Source organism: Sphingomonas sp. ID0503 (assembly GCF_048565625.1).
Classification (GTDB): Bacteria; Pseudomonadota; Alphaproteobacteria; order Sphingomonadales; family Sphingomonadaceae; genus JBLZUR01.
Genome location: NZ_JBLZUR010000002.1, coordinates 749,676 through 766,949, shown reverse-complemented (window position 1 = coordinate 766,949; position 17,274 = coordinate 749,676). Strand labels below are relative to the sequence as shown.

11 protein-coding genes, 1 tRNA gene and 1 pseudogene are annotated in these 17,274 nt (G+C 65.8%); 7 read left to right on the top strand and 6 right to left on the bottom strand.

Going from position 1 to position 17,274, the window contains the following annotated elements:
- Window positions 1-28 precede the first annotated feature (28 nt).
- The 6 genes and pseudogenes from pepN to yajC form a co-directional block, all read right to left on the bottom strand.
- Window positions 29-2,618, bottom strand: a pseudogene (gene pepN, locus ACM608_RS04690) (aminopeptidase N).
- 62 nt (window positions 2,619-2,680) lie between these two features.
- Window positions 2,681-3,457, bottom strand: coding sequence for an outer membrane protein assembly factor BamD (locus ACM608_RS04685; RefSeq protein ID WP_419682101.1), 777 nt, complete (start codon window positions 3,455-3,457; stop codon window positions 2,681-2,683).
- 395 nt (window positions 3,458-3,852) lie between these two features.
- Window positions 3,853-4,197 carry an MTH938/NDUFAF3 family protein gene (locus tag ACM608_RS04680; RefSeq protein WP_419685096.1) on the bottom strand — a complete coding sequence of 115 codons (345 nt, stop codon included), beginning with the start codon at window positions 4,195-4,197 and terminating at the stop codon, window positions 3,853-3,855.
- A 38-nt stretch (window positions 4,198-4,235) separates the two neighbouring features.
- Window positions 4,236-5,219 carry a protein translocase subunit SecF gene (gene secF, locus ACM608_RS04675; RefSeq protein WP_419682100.1) on the bottom strand — a complete coding sequence of 328 codons (984 nt, stop codon included), beginning with the start codon at window positions 5,217-5,219 and terminating at the stop codon, window positions 4,236-4,238.
- Window positions 5,219-6,817 (bottom strand): protein translocase subunit SecD, encoded by a 1,599-nt coding sequence (gene secD, locus ACM608_RS04670; protein ID WP_419682099.1) that lies wholly within the window; start codon window positions 6,815-6,817, stop codon window positions 5,219-5,221. Before secD ends, secF begins: the two co-directional genes overlap by 1 nt.
- A gap of 10 nt (window positions 6,818-6,827) precedes the next feature.
- Window positions 6,828-7,166, bottom strand: coding sequence for a preprotein translocase subunit YajC (yajC, locus tag ACM608_RS04665; protein WP_419682098.1), 339 nt, complete (start codon window positions 7,164-7,166; stop codon window positions 6,828-6,830).
- Window positions 7,167-7,302: 136 nt separating this feature from the next.
- Between yajC and ACM608_RS04660 the strand changes: the two genes are divergently transcribed.
- From ACM608_RS04660 to ACM608_RS04630, 7 genes are all read left to right on the top strand, one after another.
- Window positions 7,303-7,379, top strand: a tRNA-Pro gene (locus ACM608_RS04660).
- Between the two features lie 344 nt (window positions 7,380-7,723).
- On the top strand, window positions 7,724-10,396 hold the full coding sequence (locus tag ACM608_RS04655; protein WP_419682097.1) for an EAL domain-containing protein: 2,673 nt from the start codon (window positions 7,724-7,726) through the stop codon (window positions 10,394-10,396).
- Between the two features lie 521 nt (window positions 10,397-10,917).
- Window positions 10,918-11,922 (top strand): GGDEF domain-containing protein, encoded by a 1,005-nt coding sequence (locus ACM608_RS04650; protein WP_419682096.1) that lies wholly within the window; start codon window positions 10,918-10,920, stop codon window positions 11,920-11,922.
- A 341-nt stretch (window positions 11,923-12,263) separates the two neighbouring features.
- Complete coding sequence (locus ACM608_RS04645; protein WP_419682095.1) at window positions 12,264-12,950, top strand: 3-oxoacid CoA-transferase subunit A; 687 nt, start codon at window positions 12,264-12,266, stop codon at window positions 12,948-12,950.
- 13 nt (window positions 12,951-12,963) lie between these two features.
- On the top strand, window positions 12,964-13,599 hold the full coding sequence (locus tag ACM608_RS04640; RefSeq protein ID WP_419682094.1) for a 3-oxoacid CoA-transferase subunit B: 636 nt from the start codon (window positions 12,964-12,966) through the stop codon (window positions 13,597-13,599).
- A 15-nt stretch (window positions 13,600-13,614) separates the two neighbouring features.
- Window positions 13,615-14,823 (top strand): 3-oxoadipyl-CoA thiolase, encoded by a 1,209-nt coding sequence (pcaF, locus tag ACM608_RS04635; protein ID WP_419682093.1) that lies wholly within the window; start codon window positions 13,615-13,617, stop codon window positions 14,821-14,823.
- Between the two features lie 180 nt (window positions 14,824-15,003).
- Window positions 15,004-17,193, top strand: coding sequence for a TonB-dependent receptor (locus ACM608_RS04630; protein ID WP_419682092.1), 2,190 nt, complete (start codon window positions 15,004-15,006; stop codon window positions 17,191-17,193).
- Window positions 17,194-17,274: the final 81 nt, after the last annotated feature.

The following is a 17,274-nucleotide window of genomic DNA, read 5'->3' as shown; positions in this document are numbered from 1 at the left end:
TCCCCCTCCCCTTCCAGGGGAGGACCTTTCACCCCAAACTTTTCGTCACCTGTTCGAAGACGTCCTTCGACAGGCCTGCCGCCGCCGCGATCCGCTCCAGTTCGCTCCGCATCAACGCCGCCCGGCCCTCGTCCATGCGCCGCCAGCGGCCGAGTGCCGGCACCAGCCGTGCCGCCGTCTGTGGGTTTAGCCGGTCGACCGTGAGGATCATGTCGGCGAGGAAGCGATAGCCCTGCCCGCCCGCATCGTGGAACGCGTACTGGTTCGCGGCAAAGGCACCGATCAGCGAGCGGATGCGGTTCGGGTTGGCGAGGGTAAAGTCGGGATGCCGCGACAGGCGCTCCACCACGTCGATCGTGTCCTCGCGCGTCGAAAGCGCCTGTGTGGTGAACCATTTGTCGAGCACCAGCGGATCCGCTCGATAGCGGTCGTAGAAGATCGCCAGCGCCTCTTCCCGCTCCGCCACATCGCCATTGGCCAGCACACCGAGCGCGCCCTGCCGGTCGGTCATGTTGTCGGCCTGCCCGAACTGCGCAAAGGCGACCTGCCCCCAGTCCGGCGCACCCGAAGCCGCGATGTAGCCAAGCGCGACCGAACGCAGGCGGCGCGCGCCCTTCCCCTCCGGCGTGTAGGCGAAGCGGTTGGTACCCGACCCGGCATAGGCTGCGCGCCACTCCGCCGCGAGGCTCTGGCCGAGGTCGATGCGCAAGGCCTCCCGCGCGCGGCGGATCGCGACCGGATCGACGGTCAGCATCTGATCCCCCAGGAACAACTCGCTCGGCAGCAGCACGCTTTCGCCGATGAATGCTTTGTCGAGCGCGGCGTCGGCGAGCGTCCGCCCGACCGCCTCGATCACCGGCGCATGATCCGCCTGCCCGCCGGCGACGACGGTCACCAGCGTGTCGATCATCAGCTGCTGCATCGCCTCGTAACGGGCGAAGGGGTCGTCGTCATGTGCCGAGAGGAAGGCGAGGTCGGCGGGCGAACGCTGCGCATCGACGACGATCGGGGCGGAGAAACCACGGTTGATCGACAGCGCGGGTGCCTCGCCGATGCCGTCGAACAGGACCTCCTTATGGGCCTCATCAAGCATGACCAGCGTCTCGCCGGTGAGGTTGCGACCGCTCGCCGTGCCGAACAGGGCGATCTTGAGCGGGATCGGCATCGGCCGCTTCTCCGCCTGGCCCGGCGTTGGTGGCACGGCCTGTTCGAGCACCAGCCGCGCCTGCCCGCCGCCCGCCTCATGGCTGAGGATCGCGGTGACGCGGGGGGTGCCGGCCTGCGTATACCAGAGGCGGAACTGCGTCAGATCGACGCCGGACGCATCCTCCATCGCGCGGATGAAATCCTCGCAGGTGGCGGCGGTGCCGTCATGGTCGGCGAAATAGCGGTCGCATCCGGCGCGGAACCGGTCGGGGCCGAGGATCGTCGCCAACATGCGGATCACCTCCGCGCCCTTGTTGTAGATCGTCGCCGTGTAGAAGTTGCTGATCTCCATGTAGCTTTCCGGGCGGATCGGATGGGCGAGCGGCCCCGCATCCTCCGGGAACTGCGCGGCGCGGAGCGCGCGGACATCCTCGATCCGCTTCACCGCAGGCGACCCCTGATCGGCCGAGAAGCCCTGGTCGCGGTAGACGGTGAAGCCTTCCTTCAGCGACAGCTGGAACCAGTCGCGGCAGGTGACGCGGTTGCCCGACCAGTTGTGGAAATACTCATGCGAGACGACGCCGGCGATGGCGTCGTAATCGGCGTCGGTCGCGGTCTCCGGATCGGCGAGGATGTAGCGCGAGTTGAAGATGTTGAGGCCTTTGTTCTCCATCGCGCCGAAGTTGAAGTCGGCGACGGCCACGATGTTGAACACGCCCAAATCGTACTCGCGGCCATAGACCCGCTCATCCCAGGCCATCGAACGCCTTCAGCGCGGCCATGGCGTGCTCGGTCTTCGGCAGATCCGTCTCCCGCACCCAGATGCCGAGATCGACCTGCCGGCCGGACATGGTGGTGAAGCTGTCGCGGTTGGCGGCGAGATCGCCCGCGACCAGCGCGAAGAGGTAGCAGGGCTTGGGGAATGGATCGCGCCACTCCGCCCAGTGCCGGCCGTCCGGCAGGTCGCCGCCGCCGATATGGTCGCCATTCGCCAGCAGCACCGGATAGAGCGCCTTGTCCGCCGCCATCCGCACGAGGTAGCGGGAGAGCACGTCCGGCCGATCGGGGAAGAAGGTGATGCGGCGGAACCCCTCCGCCTCGCATTGCGTGCAGAGCAGGCCGCCGGAGGCGTAGAGGCCCATCAGCTGGGTATTGCGGGCGGGTGCGATCTCGACCTCGGTGGTGACCTCATGCGCGTCGCCGGGAAGGTCGATCACCAGAGCGCCCTGTTCGATGCGCCAGTCGGCGTCGGCGCCGTCCACCTGCACGGACGAGGGCGACAGGTCCGACCCGTCCAGTCGGAGAGGACGGTCATGCGCGCCGTTGCGAGTTACCGACAAGGTCGCGCGGACCCGTGTCGCCCCGGCATCCAGATCGAAGTCGAGCGCGATGTCGGGGACCAGCCAGTCTGGCGGGCGGTAATCCTCGCGCCGGATGATACGCGGGGCGGCGGGGGCAGTCTGAACGTCCATGCGCCCGAACTAGGCAGGCGGGCGCATCAATACAATCGCGCGCGCCCGGTTCGTAGCGTCACTTACGAGTCGCGCGGCTTCTTGGTCGTCACCAGCTTGTACGCATCCTCGTACCAGTCGGTGCCCGGATAGTTGGCGCCCAGGACGGCGGCCGTCTTCCGCGCCTCGTCGGGCAGGCCCAGCGCCAGATAAAACTCGGTCAGGCGCATCAGCGCCTCCGGCACATGGCTGGTCGTCTGGTACGTCTCGGTCACCTTGCGGAAGCGGACGACCGAGGCGATCCAGTCGCCGCGCCGCTGGTAAAAGCGCCCGACCTCCATCTCCTTGCCGGCAAGGTGATCGTGGACGAGGTCCAGCTTCACGCGCGCATCGGCGGCATAGGTCGTGTCGGGGTAGCGGCGGATCAGCTCGCCCAGCGCATCCTGCGCCTGCAACGTCACCTTCTGGTCCCGGTTTACGTCGCTGATCTGCAGGTAGTAGTCGATCGCGATCAGGTAATAGGCATAGGGCGCGTCACGGTTGCCCGGATGGATGGACAGGAATCGGCGCGCGGATTCGATCGACGCCGTGTAATCGCGGGCGAGATAGTAGCTGAACGCGCTCATCAGCTGCGCCCGCCGCGCCCAGACCGAGTAGGGATGCTGGCGCTCCACCTCGTCGAAGACCTGCGCCGCCGTCTTGTACTGCCCGCGCGCCAGCCGGGATTTCGCGACCGAATAGAGCGTGTCCACGTCCGTCGCGACATAGGTGGTGTCCGCCTTGTTCTTGCCTGTAGCGCAACCAGCGAGGATGGCGAGGGCCGCGACGGCGGCGAGCGGACGATAGGCGAAGCGCGACATGGACCGGGGTCTTAGCCGAGCGTTCGGGGCGTGGGAAGCGGCCATGGCGTTGTCCGACGACTGCATCGACTGAAGCCGCTAAGTTGCGAAAGTTGCGGCTCGCGAGCGGCTTTTGCGCCGGTTGCGGCGGGGAAGCGGCAGTCGCGCGCCGCAGACGCGGCAGTTACGCGGCGGCCAAGCGGCACGACTGAACATAAGCGCGGTGGTGCGTGTCGCGGGAGAGAGTCGGGAACGGCGAGCATACGCGGAGATGGAGCACATCGCCTGCCCTGTAGGACAGGGTTTTCCCCTGAGCCTCTAACGTCATCCTGACGAAAGTCAGCATGACGGGTTGTGCGGTTGGGTGGTGCCGGCGCTTCGACACACTCAGCGCGAGCGGCCGTGGATATGCGATATCAGGCCCGATCCAGGCCGATCAGCGCCGCCGCCACCTGCCGCCCCTCGCCGCGCAGCACGGCCCAGGCGCGCGCGGCGGCGCGGCTGTCCATCGCGGCGAGGCCGATGTCCCGCGCCTCCAGCGCCTTGGCGAGTTCGGGGAGCATCCGCATCGTGGTGCCGGTGCCGAGCAGGACGAACTCAGGCGGAGGGCCGGCCGTCAGCAGCGGCTCCAGATCGGCCACGCTCAACGCATCGAGCGCCGGCGCGTCCCATTCCCACGCTTCCTCGGTCGTCATCATCACGCCGCCGGGGAAGACGAGGTCGTTCACCTTGAACCCGCTGCCCGAGAAGCCCCGGACGATCGGTCCGCCGGGTGCCTCCTCGCGCGTCAGGCGCAGGCTCAGCGCCCGCCCTCCCTCGGCCCGATCCGCTCGGCACCCGCCGCCGGGCTCGCCACGGCCTTGCCGCCGCCGACCTTGGTGCCGGGCTTCAGGCCGAGCGAGATCAGCAGCGAGGAGGAGACGTAGACGGACGAATAGGTGCCGACGATGATGCCGAGGATCATCGCCGCGGTGAACCCGCGCAGCACATGGCCGCCGAGGATCAGCAGCGATCCGAGCGCGAGCAGGATGGTGATCGAGGTCATCACCGTGCGCGGCAGCGTTTCATTGACGGACAGATCGATCAGCGCGCGCATGTCCATCTGGCGGTACTTGCGCATGTTTTCACGGATGCGGTCGTCGATCACCATCTTGTCGTTGATCGAATAGCCGACGATGGTCAGCACGGCGGCGACGATGTTCAGGTCGAACTCGAAGCGCGTGATCGCGAAGAAGCCGAGGGTCATCAGCACGTCGTGCGCGATCGCGACGAAGGTGGAGACGCCGAACTGCCATTCGTAACGCAGCCAGCTGAAGATCGCGATGCCGAACACCGCGAGGAACACCGCGAGCACGCCGTTGCGCACCAGCTCGCCCGACACCTTGCTCGACACCGATTGCTGCTGCGAGAAGGTCACACCGGGGAAGTCGGCGCGCAGCCCCTGTTCGACGCGGGTGACGAGCTTGGCGCTCGCCTCCGGATCGGTCGAGTTCGGGACGGGCAGGCGGATCTGGACCGAGTTGTTGGTGCCGACCGCCTGTAGCTGCACGTCGCCGACGTCCAAGCGATCGATATCCTCGCGCACCTTGTCGAGCGAGGGCGCCGTCGGGAACTGCGCCTCGACCATCACGCCGCCGGCGAAATCGACGCCCATGTTGAGGCCACGCACCGCGACCGCAGCGACCGCGAGCACGGTCAGCAATGCCGTCAGCGCGAACGCCCAATAGCGCAGCGAGACGAAGGGCAGGTTGGTGTTGTCGGGGACGAGTTTCAGCAGGCGCATCAGATCACGATCTCCGTCGGGCGCTTCCGCTTGAGCCAGCCGACCACCAGCATCCGGGTGAACAGCACGGCCGTGAAGACCGACGTCGCGATGCCGATCAGCAAGACGACGGCAAAGCCCTTCACCGGGCCGGAGCCGAGCAGCAGCATGATGAGGCCCGCGATCGCGTGCGTCACGTTCGCCTCGAAGATCGTGCGGCTGGCTTCCTTGTAGCCCAATTCCACCGACTGGACGATCGAACGGCCGCGCCGCCGCTCCTCTCGGATGCGCTCGTTGATCAGCACGTTGGCGTCGACCGCCGCGCCGATGGTCAGGATGAAGCCGGCGATGCCCGGCAGGGTCAGCGTGCCCTTGATCAGCGCCATCACGCCCAGGATCACGAAGACGTTAATGACCACCGCGCAGTTCGCATAGAAACCGAAGCGGCCATAGGTCAGCAGCATGAAGGTGAGGACCGCGACGGTCGCCACCACCGATGCGATGACGCCTGCCCGGATCGAATCCGCGCCGAGGCCCGCCCCGACGGTCCCCTGCTCGATCACCTTCAAGGCGATCGGCAGCTTGCCGGAGCGGAGCGCGATGGCGAGCTGATTGGCGCTATCGACGGTGAAGTTGCCGCTGATCTGCGCGGAACCGCCCAGGATCGGCTCGTTGATGTTCGGGGCCGAGATCACCGAATTGTCGAGGATCATGGCGAAGGGCTTGCCGGTATTCTCCTGCGTCACCCGCGCGAACTTGCGCCCGCCCTCGGCATTGAAGGTGATCTTCACGATCGGACGGTTGTTCTGGTCGTAGCCCTGGTCCGCCTGGACCAGCTCGTCGCCGGACAGGATCGCACGACGCTTGACCGCGATGCGCGGGGTGCCGGCGGGATTGTCGGGATAGGGCAGGATCTGACTGCCGATCGGCGCGCGATTGCGGGCCAGTTGATCGGTGGTCGCGGTCTGGTCAACCAGCTTGAATTCCAGCTTGGCGGTCTTGCCGAGCAGTTCCTTCAGCGCGGTCGGGTCCTCAAGGCCCGGCACCTGCACGAGGATGCGGTCGTCGCCCTGGCGGAGGATCGTCGGCTCGCGCGTGCCGAGCTCGTCGATGCGCTTGCGCACCACTTCGGTCGCGGTGTCCATCGCCTTTTCGGTCTCGGACTTCAGCCCGGCCTCCGTCGGCGTCATCACGATGCGGGTCGAATCGACCACCGCGACGTTCCAGTCACGCTGTCCGGTGACCCCAACCGCATTGGTCAGGCTGCGCGCCTTGTCCACCGCCGCGTCGAGCCGCGCCACGTCACGCACAAAGAAGCTGAGCGCGCCGTTGTTGGTCGAGATGTCGCCGATCGCGATCGCCGGGTCGGCGCGTCGCATCTCGTTGCGGACCATCTCCTCCATCGCCTCGACCCGCTGCCGCGCGACATCGGCGGTATCCGCCTCCAGCAGCAGATGGCTGCCGCCGGCGAGATCGAGGCCGAGGTTGATGCGCGGCGCGAGGTAGGACGGCCACTTGTCCGTGACCCGTTCCGGCAGAAGGCTGGGGATGGCGAGGAGCACGCCGACCAGCAGCGTCAGGCTGATCGACAGGACCTTCCAGCGCGGGAAGTCGAGCATCGCCTGGCGCTCAGTCGTTCGCCGGCTTCGCGCCGCCCAGCGGACGGACGTCGGTCAGCGTGCCCTTGACCACGCGGACCTTGACCGAGGGGGCGATCTCGATCTCCAGCTCGGCATCCTCGGTCTTGGTGACCTTGCCGACGATGCCGCCTGCCGTCACCACCGTGTCGCCCTTCTTCACCGCGTCGATCATCGCGCGGTGTTCCCTGGCGCGCTTCTGCTGCGGGCGGATGATCAGGAAGTAGAAGATCAGGCCGATCAGGACGAACTGGCCGACGAAGAACACGGTGCTGCCCGCGGAGGAACCGGCGGCGCCGGCGGTCTGGGCAAATGCAGGGGTGGAGAACATCTGGATTCCGGCGTTCGAGAGCGATCGGTGCGACCGCAAAATCGGCCGCGCGCTATCACGAAGGGCGGATCGGGCGCAATGGGCGCGGCCGCGCTTGCCTTCGCAACCGGCCCCCGTTAAGGCGCGCGGCTCTGGTCGGGGCGTAGCGCAGCCTGGTAGCGCATCACACTGGGGGTGTGGGGGTCGCAGGTTCGAATCCTGTCGCCCCGACCAAACAAGATCAAAGACTTAGACGTCGTATCGTCTCACGCCGCCGCGCCCAACAGCGCAGGCAGCAATCACCCGGCAGACACGGCCGGTGCACACTCCCCAGGTTGGGACTCGTTTGGTCCATTCGGCAGCGGCGAGACCGAGGTCGAGCGGCTGCGCTGATACCGGGTCGATTACCGCGCGTCGAAGGCGAGTGACGATCCCGTCGACGGCAATTCCTGAACGATCGGCGCCACTGGTCCGGTTGAACTCTGGATGCGCCATCGCGTTGGATCCGTGAAGCCGGGAAACATGGCGGAGAGGACTCGAATGCCTGTCAGCGCCGTACATCCCAACCGACGATCCACGTGACCGTCGTCCAGCGGCTCCTGCTGATCGTGCTGTTCGCCGCGATTCCGATTGGCATACTTCAAATCATAAGCGTTCGCCAGGAAGCGGCGGAGCAGCAGGACGAACTTGCGCAGACCGCCCTGCGCACCGCCTATCGCGCAGGCGCCGAGCAGAAGCGCATCGTGGAGGGCGCAAGACAGTTGCTTTCGGCCCTGTCGCTGGTGAAGGCCGTTCGCGAGCGTGATGAGAAGTACTGTAGCATGCTGGCTAAGCAGCTTCAGGCGCAATTCCCCATTTATATCGTGATCGGGGTTGCAGACGCCCGCGGGCACATCTGGTGCAGCAGTACGAGGACGGGCGCGAGGATCGCGGATCGACCGTACTTTCAGAAGGCGATCAGGACACGCGAATTCACGACCGGAGGGTTCATCGTCGGCCGCGACCGCGGATGGCCATCGCTCAACTTCAGCCTTCCGTTCGCAGATGCCGATGGCCGGCTGATGGGCGTGCTGGTCGCCGGACTCGATCTCAAGCGCCTTGCCGCTGATGTGGGGCGCGCGCAGCTTCCGCCCCACAGTGAGCTCGCAATCATCGGCCCCGATCAGAAGCTGTTGGTACATCTTCCGAACGGGCAAGGCATAGGCAGCCAGATGCCGGACCGTTTCGGCCCCGCCTTCCGGGCCGAGCGGCCGGGCGTGATGCGCGTGAGGTGGTTCGATGGAAGCGACCGTCTGCTGGCCTTTACACCCCCGGCAGTGGATCGTGGCATGCCGTTTCTGATCGCGATCGGTGTCGATCGCGCGGTGGCCGCAAAGGCTCTACGGGATGAGACACTCGTCGGCTTCGGCATGCTGCTGTTCGTTCTCGGAGCAGCGCTACTGCTCGCGTGGCGTTTCGCGACCCATTATATCCGGCGCCCTGTGAAGCGCCTGGCGCAGACGGTCGCGGCCTGGCGGGATGGCGACGAGACCGCACGCGTCGGTCGGCTCGATCCTGGATCGGAATTCTACGATCTCGGAACGGCCTTCGACGCGCTCGCCGAGACCGTCGTGGAGCGCGAACGCCGCCTGCGCGACACCCTTGAGAGTACCACCGATATCGTCGCGACGATCGGTCCGGATTGGTCCGTCACCTTCCTCAACGGCCGGGCGGAGGCTCGCCTCGGTGCGCTCAACCCGCTCCACAAGAAGCTTTGGAAAGCCTTCCCGGAGATCACCAACCGGGAGCTCAGAGCAAGTCTACGAACAGCGATGGAGGAGCGACGGCCCACCCAAGTCATCTTCCGCTATGACAAGCTTGCTGGTCATTTCGAAGTGAACGCCTTCCCGGCAACCGACGGCGGACTTACCCTCTTTATTCGGGAGGTGACGGCCCAGCACAGGGCGCAGGAAGAATTGCGTCATCTGGCGCTGAACGATCCCTTGACCGAATTGCCGAACAGAGCCCACGCCATGCAGGTCGCGACCGAAAAGGTAGCCGACCGCTCCCTGTCCGCCCTCGCCCTGATCGACCTCGACGGCTTCAAGCACGTCAATGACCGGTTGGGCCATCCCGCCGGCGACGAGATGCTGCGGCAAGTGGCGAGGCGGCTGTCCTCGTGCGCCAGCATGCATTGCATGATCGCGCGGCTCGGCGGCGATGAGTTCGTCGCCCTGCTGTTCGGTCTCGACAAGGAACAATGCGTGGCGATTGGCGATTCGCTGATAGAGGCCCTGGCCCGCGAGCCGTTCTACGTCCATGGTCTTGACCATCGGGTGACGGCCAGCTGCGGAATTGTTTTCCTCGACGAAGCGACGAACGCGGGGGCGGAGGGCCTGCTCGCGGATGCCGACCTGGCTCTTTACGGCGCCAAAGCGGCCGGCGGCGCGATAAGCCACGTCTATACCCAGGCCGAGCGGTACAGCTACGAGGCACGCCGGCAGCTGGAGGATGAATTGGCCCGCGCTGTGGCCATCGGAGAGTTCGAACTCTATTATCAGCCACAGCTGCGTCTGGCCGATGCGCGGCTTGTCGGGGCCGAAGCCCTGCTCCGCTGGAACCATCCCGATCGCGGTGTTCTGGCGCCAGGCGAGTTCATGCATGTTCTGGCAGGCAGCCGTCACACATTGAAGGTCGGCGGATGGATCGTGGACGAGGCCTGCCGTCAAGCGGCCCTGTGGCTGCGCCGCGGATTGGCCATACGTGTCGGTATCAACCTGTTCGCCGAACAGCTGCGCTGGGACGGCTTCGACGACTATATGCATGATATTCTGAAAAAGTATGAGCTGCCGACAGGCGCTGTGGAAATCGAGGTCACCGAGGATATCGGGCTGGAGTCCGCAGGGTCGAGAGAGGCGCTGTCACGCCTTCGGGCCACAGGCGTTCCCCTGGCGCTGGACGATTTCGGCACAGGCTTTGCCTCGTTGAAGAGCCTCAAGGACTTGCCGGTGGATCGCCTCAAGATCGATCGTGGATTTGTATCCCAGCTTCCGCACAACCCCCATGACAGGGCGATCGTCGAGGCCATTCTGGCATTGGGTCGCACCTTGGGGCTGGAGGTGATTGCCGAAGGTGTCGAGACCGACGAGCAGGAGCGCTATCTCGTATCAAGAGGATGCGAGGAGGCGCAGGGCTATCGCTACGGCAGGCCGATGCCGGCCCGCGCATTTTGCGAATATCTGCGCCGCCAGCTGAGCGACGCGGCAGGCTGACGATCAAGTCCAAGAGAGGACGGCATTGAGCTTAACGGCCATTGGAGCGTTGTTGATGTCAGTCCCTTGCAGACCTGTCAGGGGCGACGAACAGCTTATCGGACACGCGATGTCGAGGTTTGGAGCGGCCGACTTTCAGCGATCGCTACCGGTGTTCGAAAGAACACGTTCGGATTTCCCGGCGAGCAACACTCGTCTATTAGGGAGATCACGCCGCACAACTCTATGTAATCGACGTCTCGGGCAACGGACCGCTTGTCGGCATGCCGCGGCCACCCGCGTCGGGCATGAACATGCGCCTACGGAGCACGAGGCTGAGCATTTGTGCGCGGATCGCAGGGCGACGCGACCGCATGGGCTTGGCGGTTCGGCCGGCATGGATCTGGCTGGCCCGGCCATGCGCCTGACGTCGCGCGGACCGAGCCGAATGGCTTCTCGAAAGGTCAGGCCTCCGCACGCGCGCTTCGACACGCGCTCAGGTGGACGGCGTAACCGGCTGAACGCGATTAGAGGAGACATGCGTGGCCATTCTGAAGAAGATCCTCCAGGTTCTTGGCAAAGCACGCCGTCTCGCGACCGCGAGAAGGGAACGCGCGCGCAACGAGGAGAGCGAGAATATCGATTATCGCAGGCTGGCGGAGAACAGCCCGGACGTGATCTTTCGTATCAACGCGCGGAATTTCCCCGATTATGTGTCGCCCTCTGTGCAGGGAATGCTGGGTTGGTCGGCCACGGAGATGATGGCGATCGGCCCGCGGACCATTCATTCAGACGACGAGCCGATGGTGCGCGCGATCAATGACCGCCTTATTTCCGGAGAACTGAGGGAAGCGACCGTCCAGTGCCGTATGGTGCACCGGGATGGTCATGACGTCTGGATCGAAGCCAATGCCCGGCTCAGCGACGGCGGCGATGGCGCAGCCGCAGGCGTGGTGATGGTCATGCGCGATGTTTCGGAACGCAAGAGACTGGAGGATGAACTGCGGACTTTGGCCGCAACCGACGGCCTGACCGGGTTGCTGAACCGTCGCGCTTTCGACGAGGAACTGGAACGTGAATGGCATCGCACGGTGCGCGATAGCGCGCAGATGTCCCTGTTGATGATCGACGTGGACCATTTCAAGAGCTTCAACGACCTATACGGCCACCAAGCCGGCGACGAATGCCTGAAGGTGGTCGCCGCCGCGGTCAAGAATTGCGCACGCCGGCCGGGGGACTCGGCCGCCCGCTATGGCGGCGAGGAACTGGCCGTAATTCTGCCCGGCACCGATTCATCCGGCGCCTCAGACGTGGCGGAAGCCATCCGCATGCAGGTTGAGGCGCTCGGGGTGGATCATGCCATGGGGATTGGCGATGCGATGCGCGTTACCGTCAGCATCGGCGTCGGGACGGCCTTCGCGCGCTCGGGGGCATCTGTGCAAATGCCGGCAGGACTGGTCCAGGCCGCTGATACCGCGCTCTACAAAGCGAAGGACTTGGGGCGCAACCGCGTCGTAGCCGCAATAGTCTTGACGGCACCCTCGTGATGGATCGAGTGCCGCTGCCGCCGGATGCCGGCTGAGGACAAGTATCGCGGGGAGGAGCGGTCGGAGCCGGCCAAGGTTTCAGCGATGCGCAGTCGGCAGCAACGGCTTAAACCGGAACCACTGCTCTCCGGTTCAAGGCCGAGGCCGAATCGTATCCGGTCACCATGTGAATCGGCTTGTGGGTCCCAGCCGTAAGACGCCCGCTTATGTGGGCTACACGCTTCGACCGGGTGCCCGCCTCGCTGGCGACACCCCATTCGCCATTGTCCAACACCGTTCGATATGCGACATTATGGTCGATATATGACGCCAGATGTGCTGATCGACTGTGAGGAGAGGATATGATCGACAAGGCCGTACCCGATGTCGCGGCGGCGGTGGCCGACATCCGTGACGGCGCATCGGTGATGATCGGTGGCTTTGGCACGGCAGGCATGCCCGAGCAGCTGATCGACGCGCTGATCGCGCGCGGCGTCGGCGACCTCACCATCATCAACAACAATGCCGGGAACGGCGAGCAGGGCGTGGCCGCACTGATCCGCGAGGGGCGCGTGCGCAAGATCATCTGCTCCTTCCCGCGCCAGTCGGACTCGCACCATTTCGATGCCGCCTACCGCGCGGGCCGGATCGAGCTGGAACTGGTGCCACAGGGCAATCTCGCCGCGCGCATCCAGGCGGCAGGCGCCGGCCTGGGCGCGATCTTCACGCCCACCGGCTATGGCACCTTGCTTGCCGAGGGGAAGGAAACCCGCGAGATCGATGGGCGCAACCATGTGCTGGAATATCCGATCCACGCCGATTTCGCGCTGATCAAGGCGCTGAGAGCCGATCGCTGGGGCAACCTCGTCTACCGCAAGACGGCGCGCAACTTCGGCCCGATCATGGCGATGGCGGCGAAGACGACGATCGCGCAGGTGGCCGAGATCGTGCCGCTCGGCGCACTCGATCCCGAAGCGGTGGTGACCCCCGGCATCTTCGTCCAGCGGGTGGTCCAGGCCACCGCCGCCGCCCTCGACGCCGCCGCCTGACCGGAGACGCATGATGAACCGCCTCACCCGCGACCAGATGGCCGCCCGCGTCGCCCGCGACATTCCGGAGGGCGCCTATGTGAACCTCGGCATCGGCCTGCCGACCAAGGTCGCCAACTACCTTCCCGTCGATCGCGAGATCCTCCTCCAGAGCGAAAACGGCCTGCTCGGCATGGGCCCCGCCCCCGCCCCGGGCGAGGAGGATTGGGAGTTGATCAACGCCGGCAAGCAGGCGGTGACGCTGCTCACCGGCGGCTGTTTCTTCCACCATGCCGACAGCTTCGCGATGATGCGCGGCGGGCATATCGATATCTGCGTGCTCGGCGCCTTCCAGGTGTCCACGACCGGCGACCTCGCCAACTGGCATACGGGCGAGGCGGATGCGATCCCGGCGGTCGGCGGCGCGATGGACCTGGCGATCGGGGCCAAGCAGACCTTCGTGATGATGGAGCTGCTCACCAAGTCGGGCGAGAGCAAGCTGGTGGACGCCTGCACCTATCCGCTCACCGGCATCGGCTGCGTCTCGCGCGTCTACACCGACGTCGCCGTGTTCGAGACCGGCAGCGGCGGCGCCCGCCTTGTCGAAGCGGTCGAGGGACTTGGCATCGACGAACTGCGCAGCCTCGTAGGCGTGCCGCTCGCCGCCTGAAGAGAGAAGAGACACATGACCGAAGCTTTCATCTGCGACGCCGTCCGCACGCCGATCGGCCGCTATGGCGGCGGGCTTGCGGCGATCCGCGCCGACGATCTCGGCGCTTTCCCCATCAAGGCGCTGATCGCGCGCAACCCCGCCATGGACCCGGCAGCGGTCGAGGAGGTCTTCTACGGCTGTGCCAACCAGTCGGGCGAGGACAACCGCAATGTCGCGCGGATGAGCCTGTTGCTGGCGGGCGTGCCGCACACCGTACCGGGTGTCACCATCAACCGGCTTTGCGCCTCGGGGCTGGAGGCGGTCGGATCCGCGGCGCGAGCCATCCGCCTCGGCGAGATGGCGCTTGCCGTCGCCGGCGGGGTCGAGAGCATGACGCGCGCCCCGTTCGTGATGGGCAAGGCGGACGGTGCCTTCGGCCGCAACCAGAAGATCGAGGACACGACCATGGGCTGGCGCTTCGTCAACCCGGCGCTCGATGCGCTTTACGGCACCGAGACGATGCCGCGCACCGGCGAGAATGTGGCCGAGGACTACGGGATCAGCCGCGCGGATCAGGACGCCTTCGCGCTCCGCAGCCAGCAGCGTGCCGCCGCCGCCCAGCAGAGCGGCTATTTCGCGGAGGAGATCGTGCCCGTCGCGGTGCCCGGCCGCAAGAAGGGTGAGGTGATCGAGGTATCGGCCGATGAGCATCCGCGCGCCGACACGACGATCGAGACTTTGCAGAGGCTGAAGCCGCTCTTCGGCTCGGACGGCACCGTGACGGCGGGGAACGCGTCCGGCATCAACGACGGCGCCGCCGCCATGATCGTCGCCAGCGAGGCCGCCGCGCGTGCCCACGGTCTGACGCCCCGCGCGCGCATCCTCGGCATGGCCTCGGCCGGCGTGGAGCCGCGTGTGATGGGGATCGGCCCGGTGCCCGCCTCGCAGAAGCTAATGCGCCAACTCGGCCTCGGCATCGGCGACTTCGACGCGATCGAGCTGAACGAGGCCTTCGCCAGCCAGTCGCTCGCGGTTCTCCGTGGCCTGGGCCTTGCCGACGACGCGCCCCAGGTCAACGCCCATGGCGGCGCGATCGCCCTCGGGCACCCGCTCGGCATGTCGGGTGCGAGGCTCGCCATGACCCTCGTCCACCAGCTTGAGAAAAGCGGCGGCAGGCGGGGGCTGGCGACGCTCTGCATCGGCGTCGGCATGGGCCTGGCGCTCGCCGTCGAGCGGGTCTGAACGGACCGCGCGGACTGCGCCTATGCAACAGTGGTTTCGAAGCAACGCGGGCGAGCTTTCGTCTTCCCTCGACCATTTTCGGTTGACAGAACGGCGCAGAACGTCTCAACGCAATATCGCTCTTAAGTTCGAATAACGCACGTCAGAGTTTTCCAGTTTTCCCCAGGAGAGGACCTAGCTTTGCTCCCCGCCCACACTGCCCGCTCTTCCTTCCACCGCAACGCCGCTTCGATCGCCGCGCTGACCGCCGGCCTCATCGCGGTGCCGGCTTCCGCCCAGACCGCAGCCGAGCCGGCCCCGCAGGTCGCCGCGGCCGCGCCGGAGGAGGCCGAGCCGAGCGAAATCGTCGTCACCGCGCAGAAGCGTAGCGAGCGGTTGCAGGACGTGCCGATCTCGATCTCCGCCGTATCCGCCGCCACGCTGGAGCGGCAGAGCGTCACGCAGGTGGCGCAGATCTCGCAGACCGTGCCGGCCATTCGCATCGACTTCAGCGGCAACACCGTCCAGCCGACCATCCGCGGCGTCGGCAGCGCGATCGCGGGTCCGGGCACCAACTCGAACATCCCGACCTATATCGACGGCTATTATATCCCCAACCCGGTCGCGACCGACCTCAACCTGATCAACATCGCGTCGCTGAACGTGCTGAAGGGGCCGCAGGGCACTCTGTTCGGCCGCAATGCGACCGGCGGCGCCATCCAGGTCACCACCCGCGCGCCGCAGCATGACACGACAATCCTGGCGCGCGTCGGCTATCAGTCGTTCGATCACCTGACGAGCGGCTTCTACGGCTCGACCGGCCTGACCGACACGCTCGCGGTCGACCTCGCCGCCTCCTATGAGCGTGGCGACGGCTTCAAGCGGAACATCGTCACCGGCGAGAAGGATGTCGGCAAGTTCGAGAAGTGGTCGATCCGCACCAAGGCGCTCTGGGAGCCGACCGACGGTGTCAGCTTTACCCTGGCCTACGCGCATAGCGACAGCGACGATCCCACGCCCAACATGGTCAACGCACGCAACGGCATGAGCGCCGGCGCGCTGATCCCCGGCACCATCGTCGCCTCGGGCCGCCGCGACGTGTCGAACACGCGTCCGAACTTCGACAAGCTGAAGACCGACTCGGTGACGCTGACCAGCGTCTTCGATCTCGGCTTCGCGGAGCTCACCTCCTACACCGGCTACCGCAAGGAGCGGGATTACCAGGGCTTCGACTACGACGCCTCCCCCGCCGAAGTTCAGGCGGCGATCTGGACGATCCCGGAGAAGACCTTCACCCAGGAAGTCAACCTGACGTCCAAGCCGGGCGGGCGCTTCAGCTGGGTGGTCGGCGCGTTCTACTTGTACAACGAGAGCGCGTATCACTACAATGTTGCCGCCGGTGGCGCGGATTACTTCCGCCTGTTCGACAGCGAGAACAAGACCAACTCCTACGCCCTCTTCGCGGATGGCACCTATGAGGTGGTGGACGACCTGTTCGTGACGGTCGGCGGTCGCTACAGCATCGACAAGCCGGAGGTGGCGTTCAACCTCTACTCGGCGAATGTCGCGGATAGCGGCGGCGACAAGTTCACCAACTTCTCGCCACGCGCCGTGGTCCGCTACGAGATCACGCCGCGCTCCAGCGTCTACGCGTCGTATACCAAGGGGTACAAGTCGGGCATCCTGCCTGCCTCGTCCTTCTCGACCACCGCTGTCGACCCGGAGAAGATCGACGCGTTCGAGCTTGGCTATAAGACGGCGAGCGGGCCGCTGCGCTTCAACCTTGCGGGCTTCTACTACAAGTACAAGGACGTGCAGGTCGCATCGTTCTTCGGCCAGGGCGTCTCGGTGATCCGCAACGCGGCAAGCTCCGAGATCTACGGCATCGACGGCGAACTCTCCTACGACATCACGCGGGACTTCAACGTCTTCGCAAACGTCGCCTGGACCCATGCGGACTACGACAAGTTCCCGAACGCCATCGGCTATCAGCAGGATCTGAACCCGGCGAGCCCGACCTTCTCGACCTTCCAGCCCGTGAACATCGACGCCTCCGGCTTCCAGGTGCTCCGCTCGCCGCGCTTCGCCTTCAACGTCGGCGCCAATTACGGCTTCGATCTTGCCGGTGGCCGCATGGCGCTTAACGCGAACTATTACCGCACCAGCAAGTTCTACTTCGATGCGGTGGAGCAGTTCGATCAGAAGGCCTATGGCCTGCTCAACCTGCGTGCGACGTGGACCGATCCTTCCGATCGCTTCGACATCTCGGTGTTCGGAACCAACGTGACCGACACCAAGTACATCACGCAGACGCTGCCCGACACCGTCGCCATCCGCCAGGCCTATGGCGAGCCCGCGACCGTTGGCGCGTCGGTGACTTTCCGCTACTGATGTCCAGCTTCATCCTCCCCCGCAAGGGGGAGGTGGCAGGCGCAGCCTGACGGAGGGGGAGGACAGCGGCATACTTCTAAT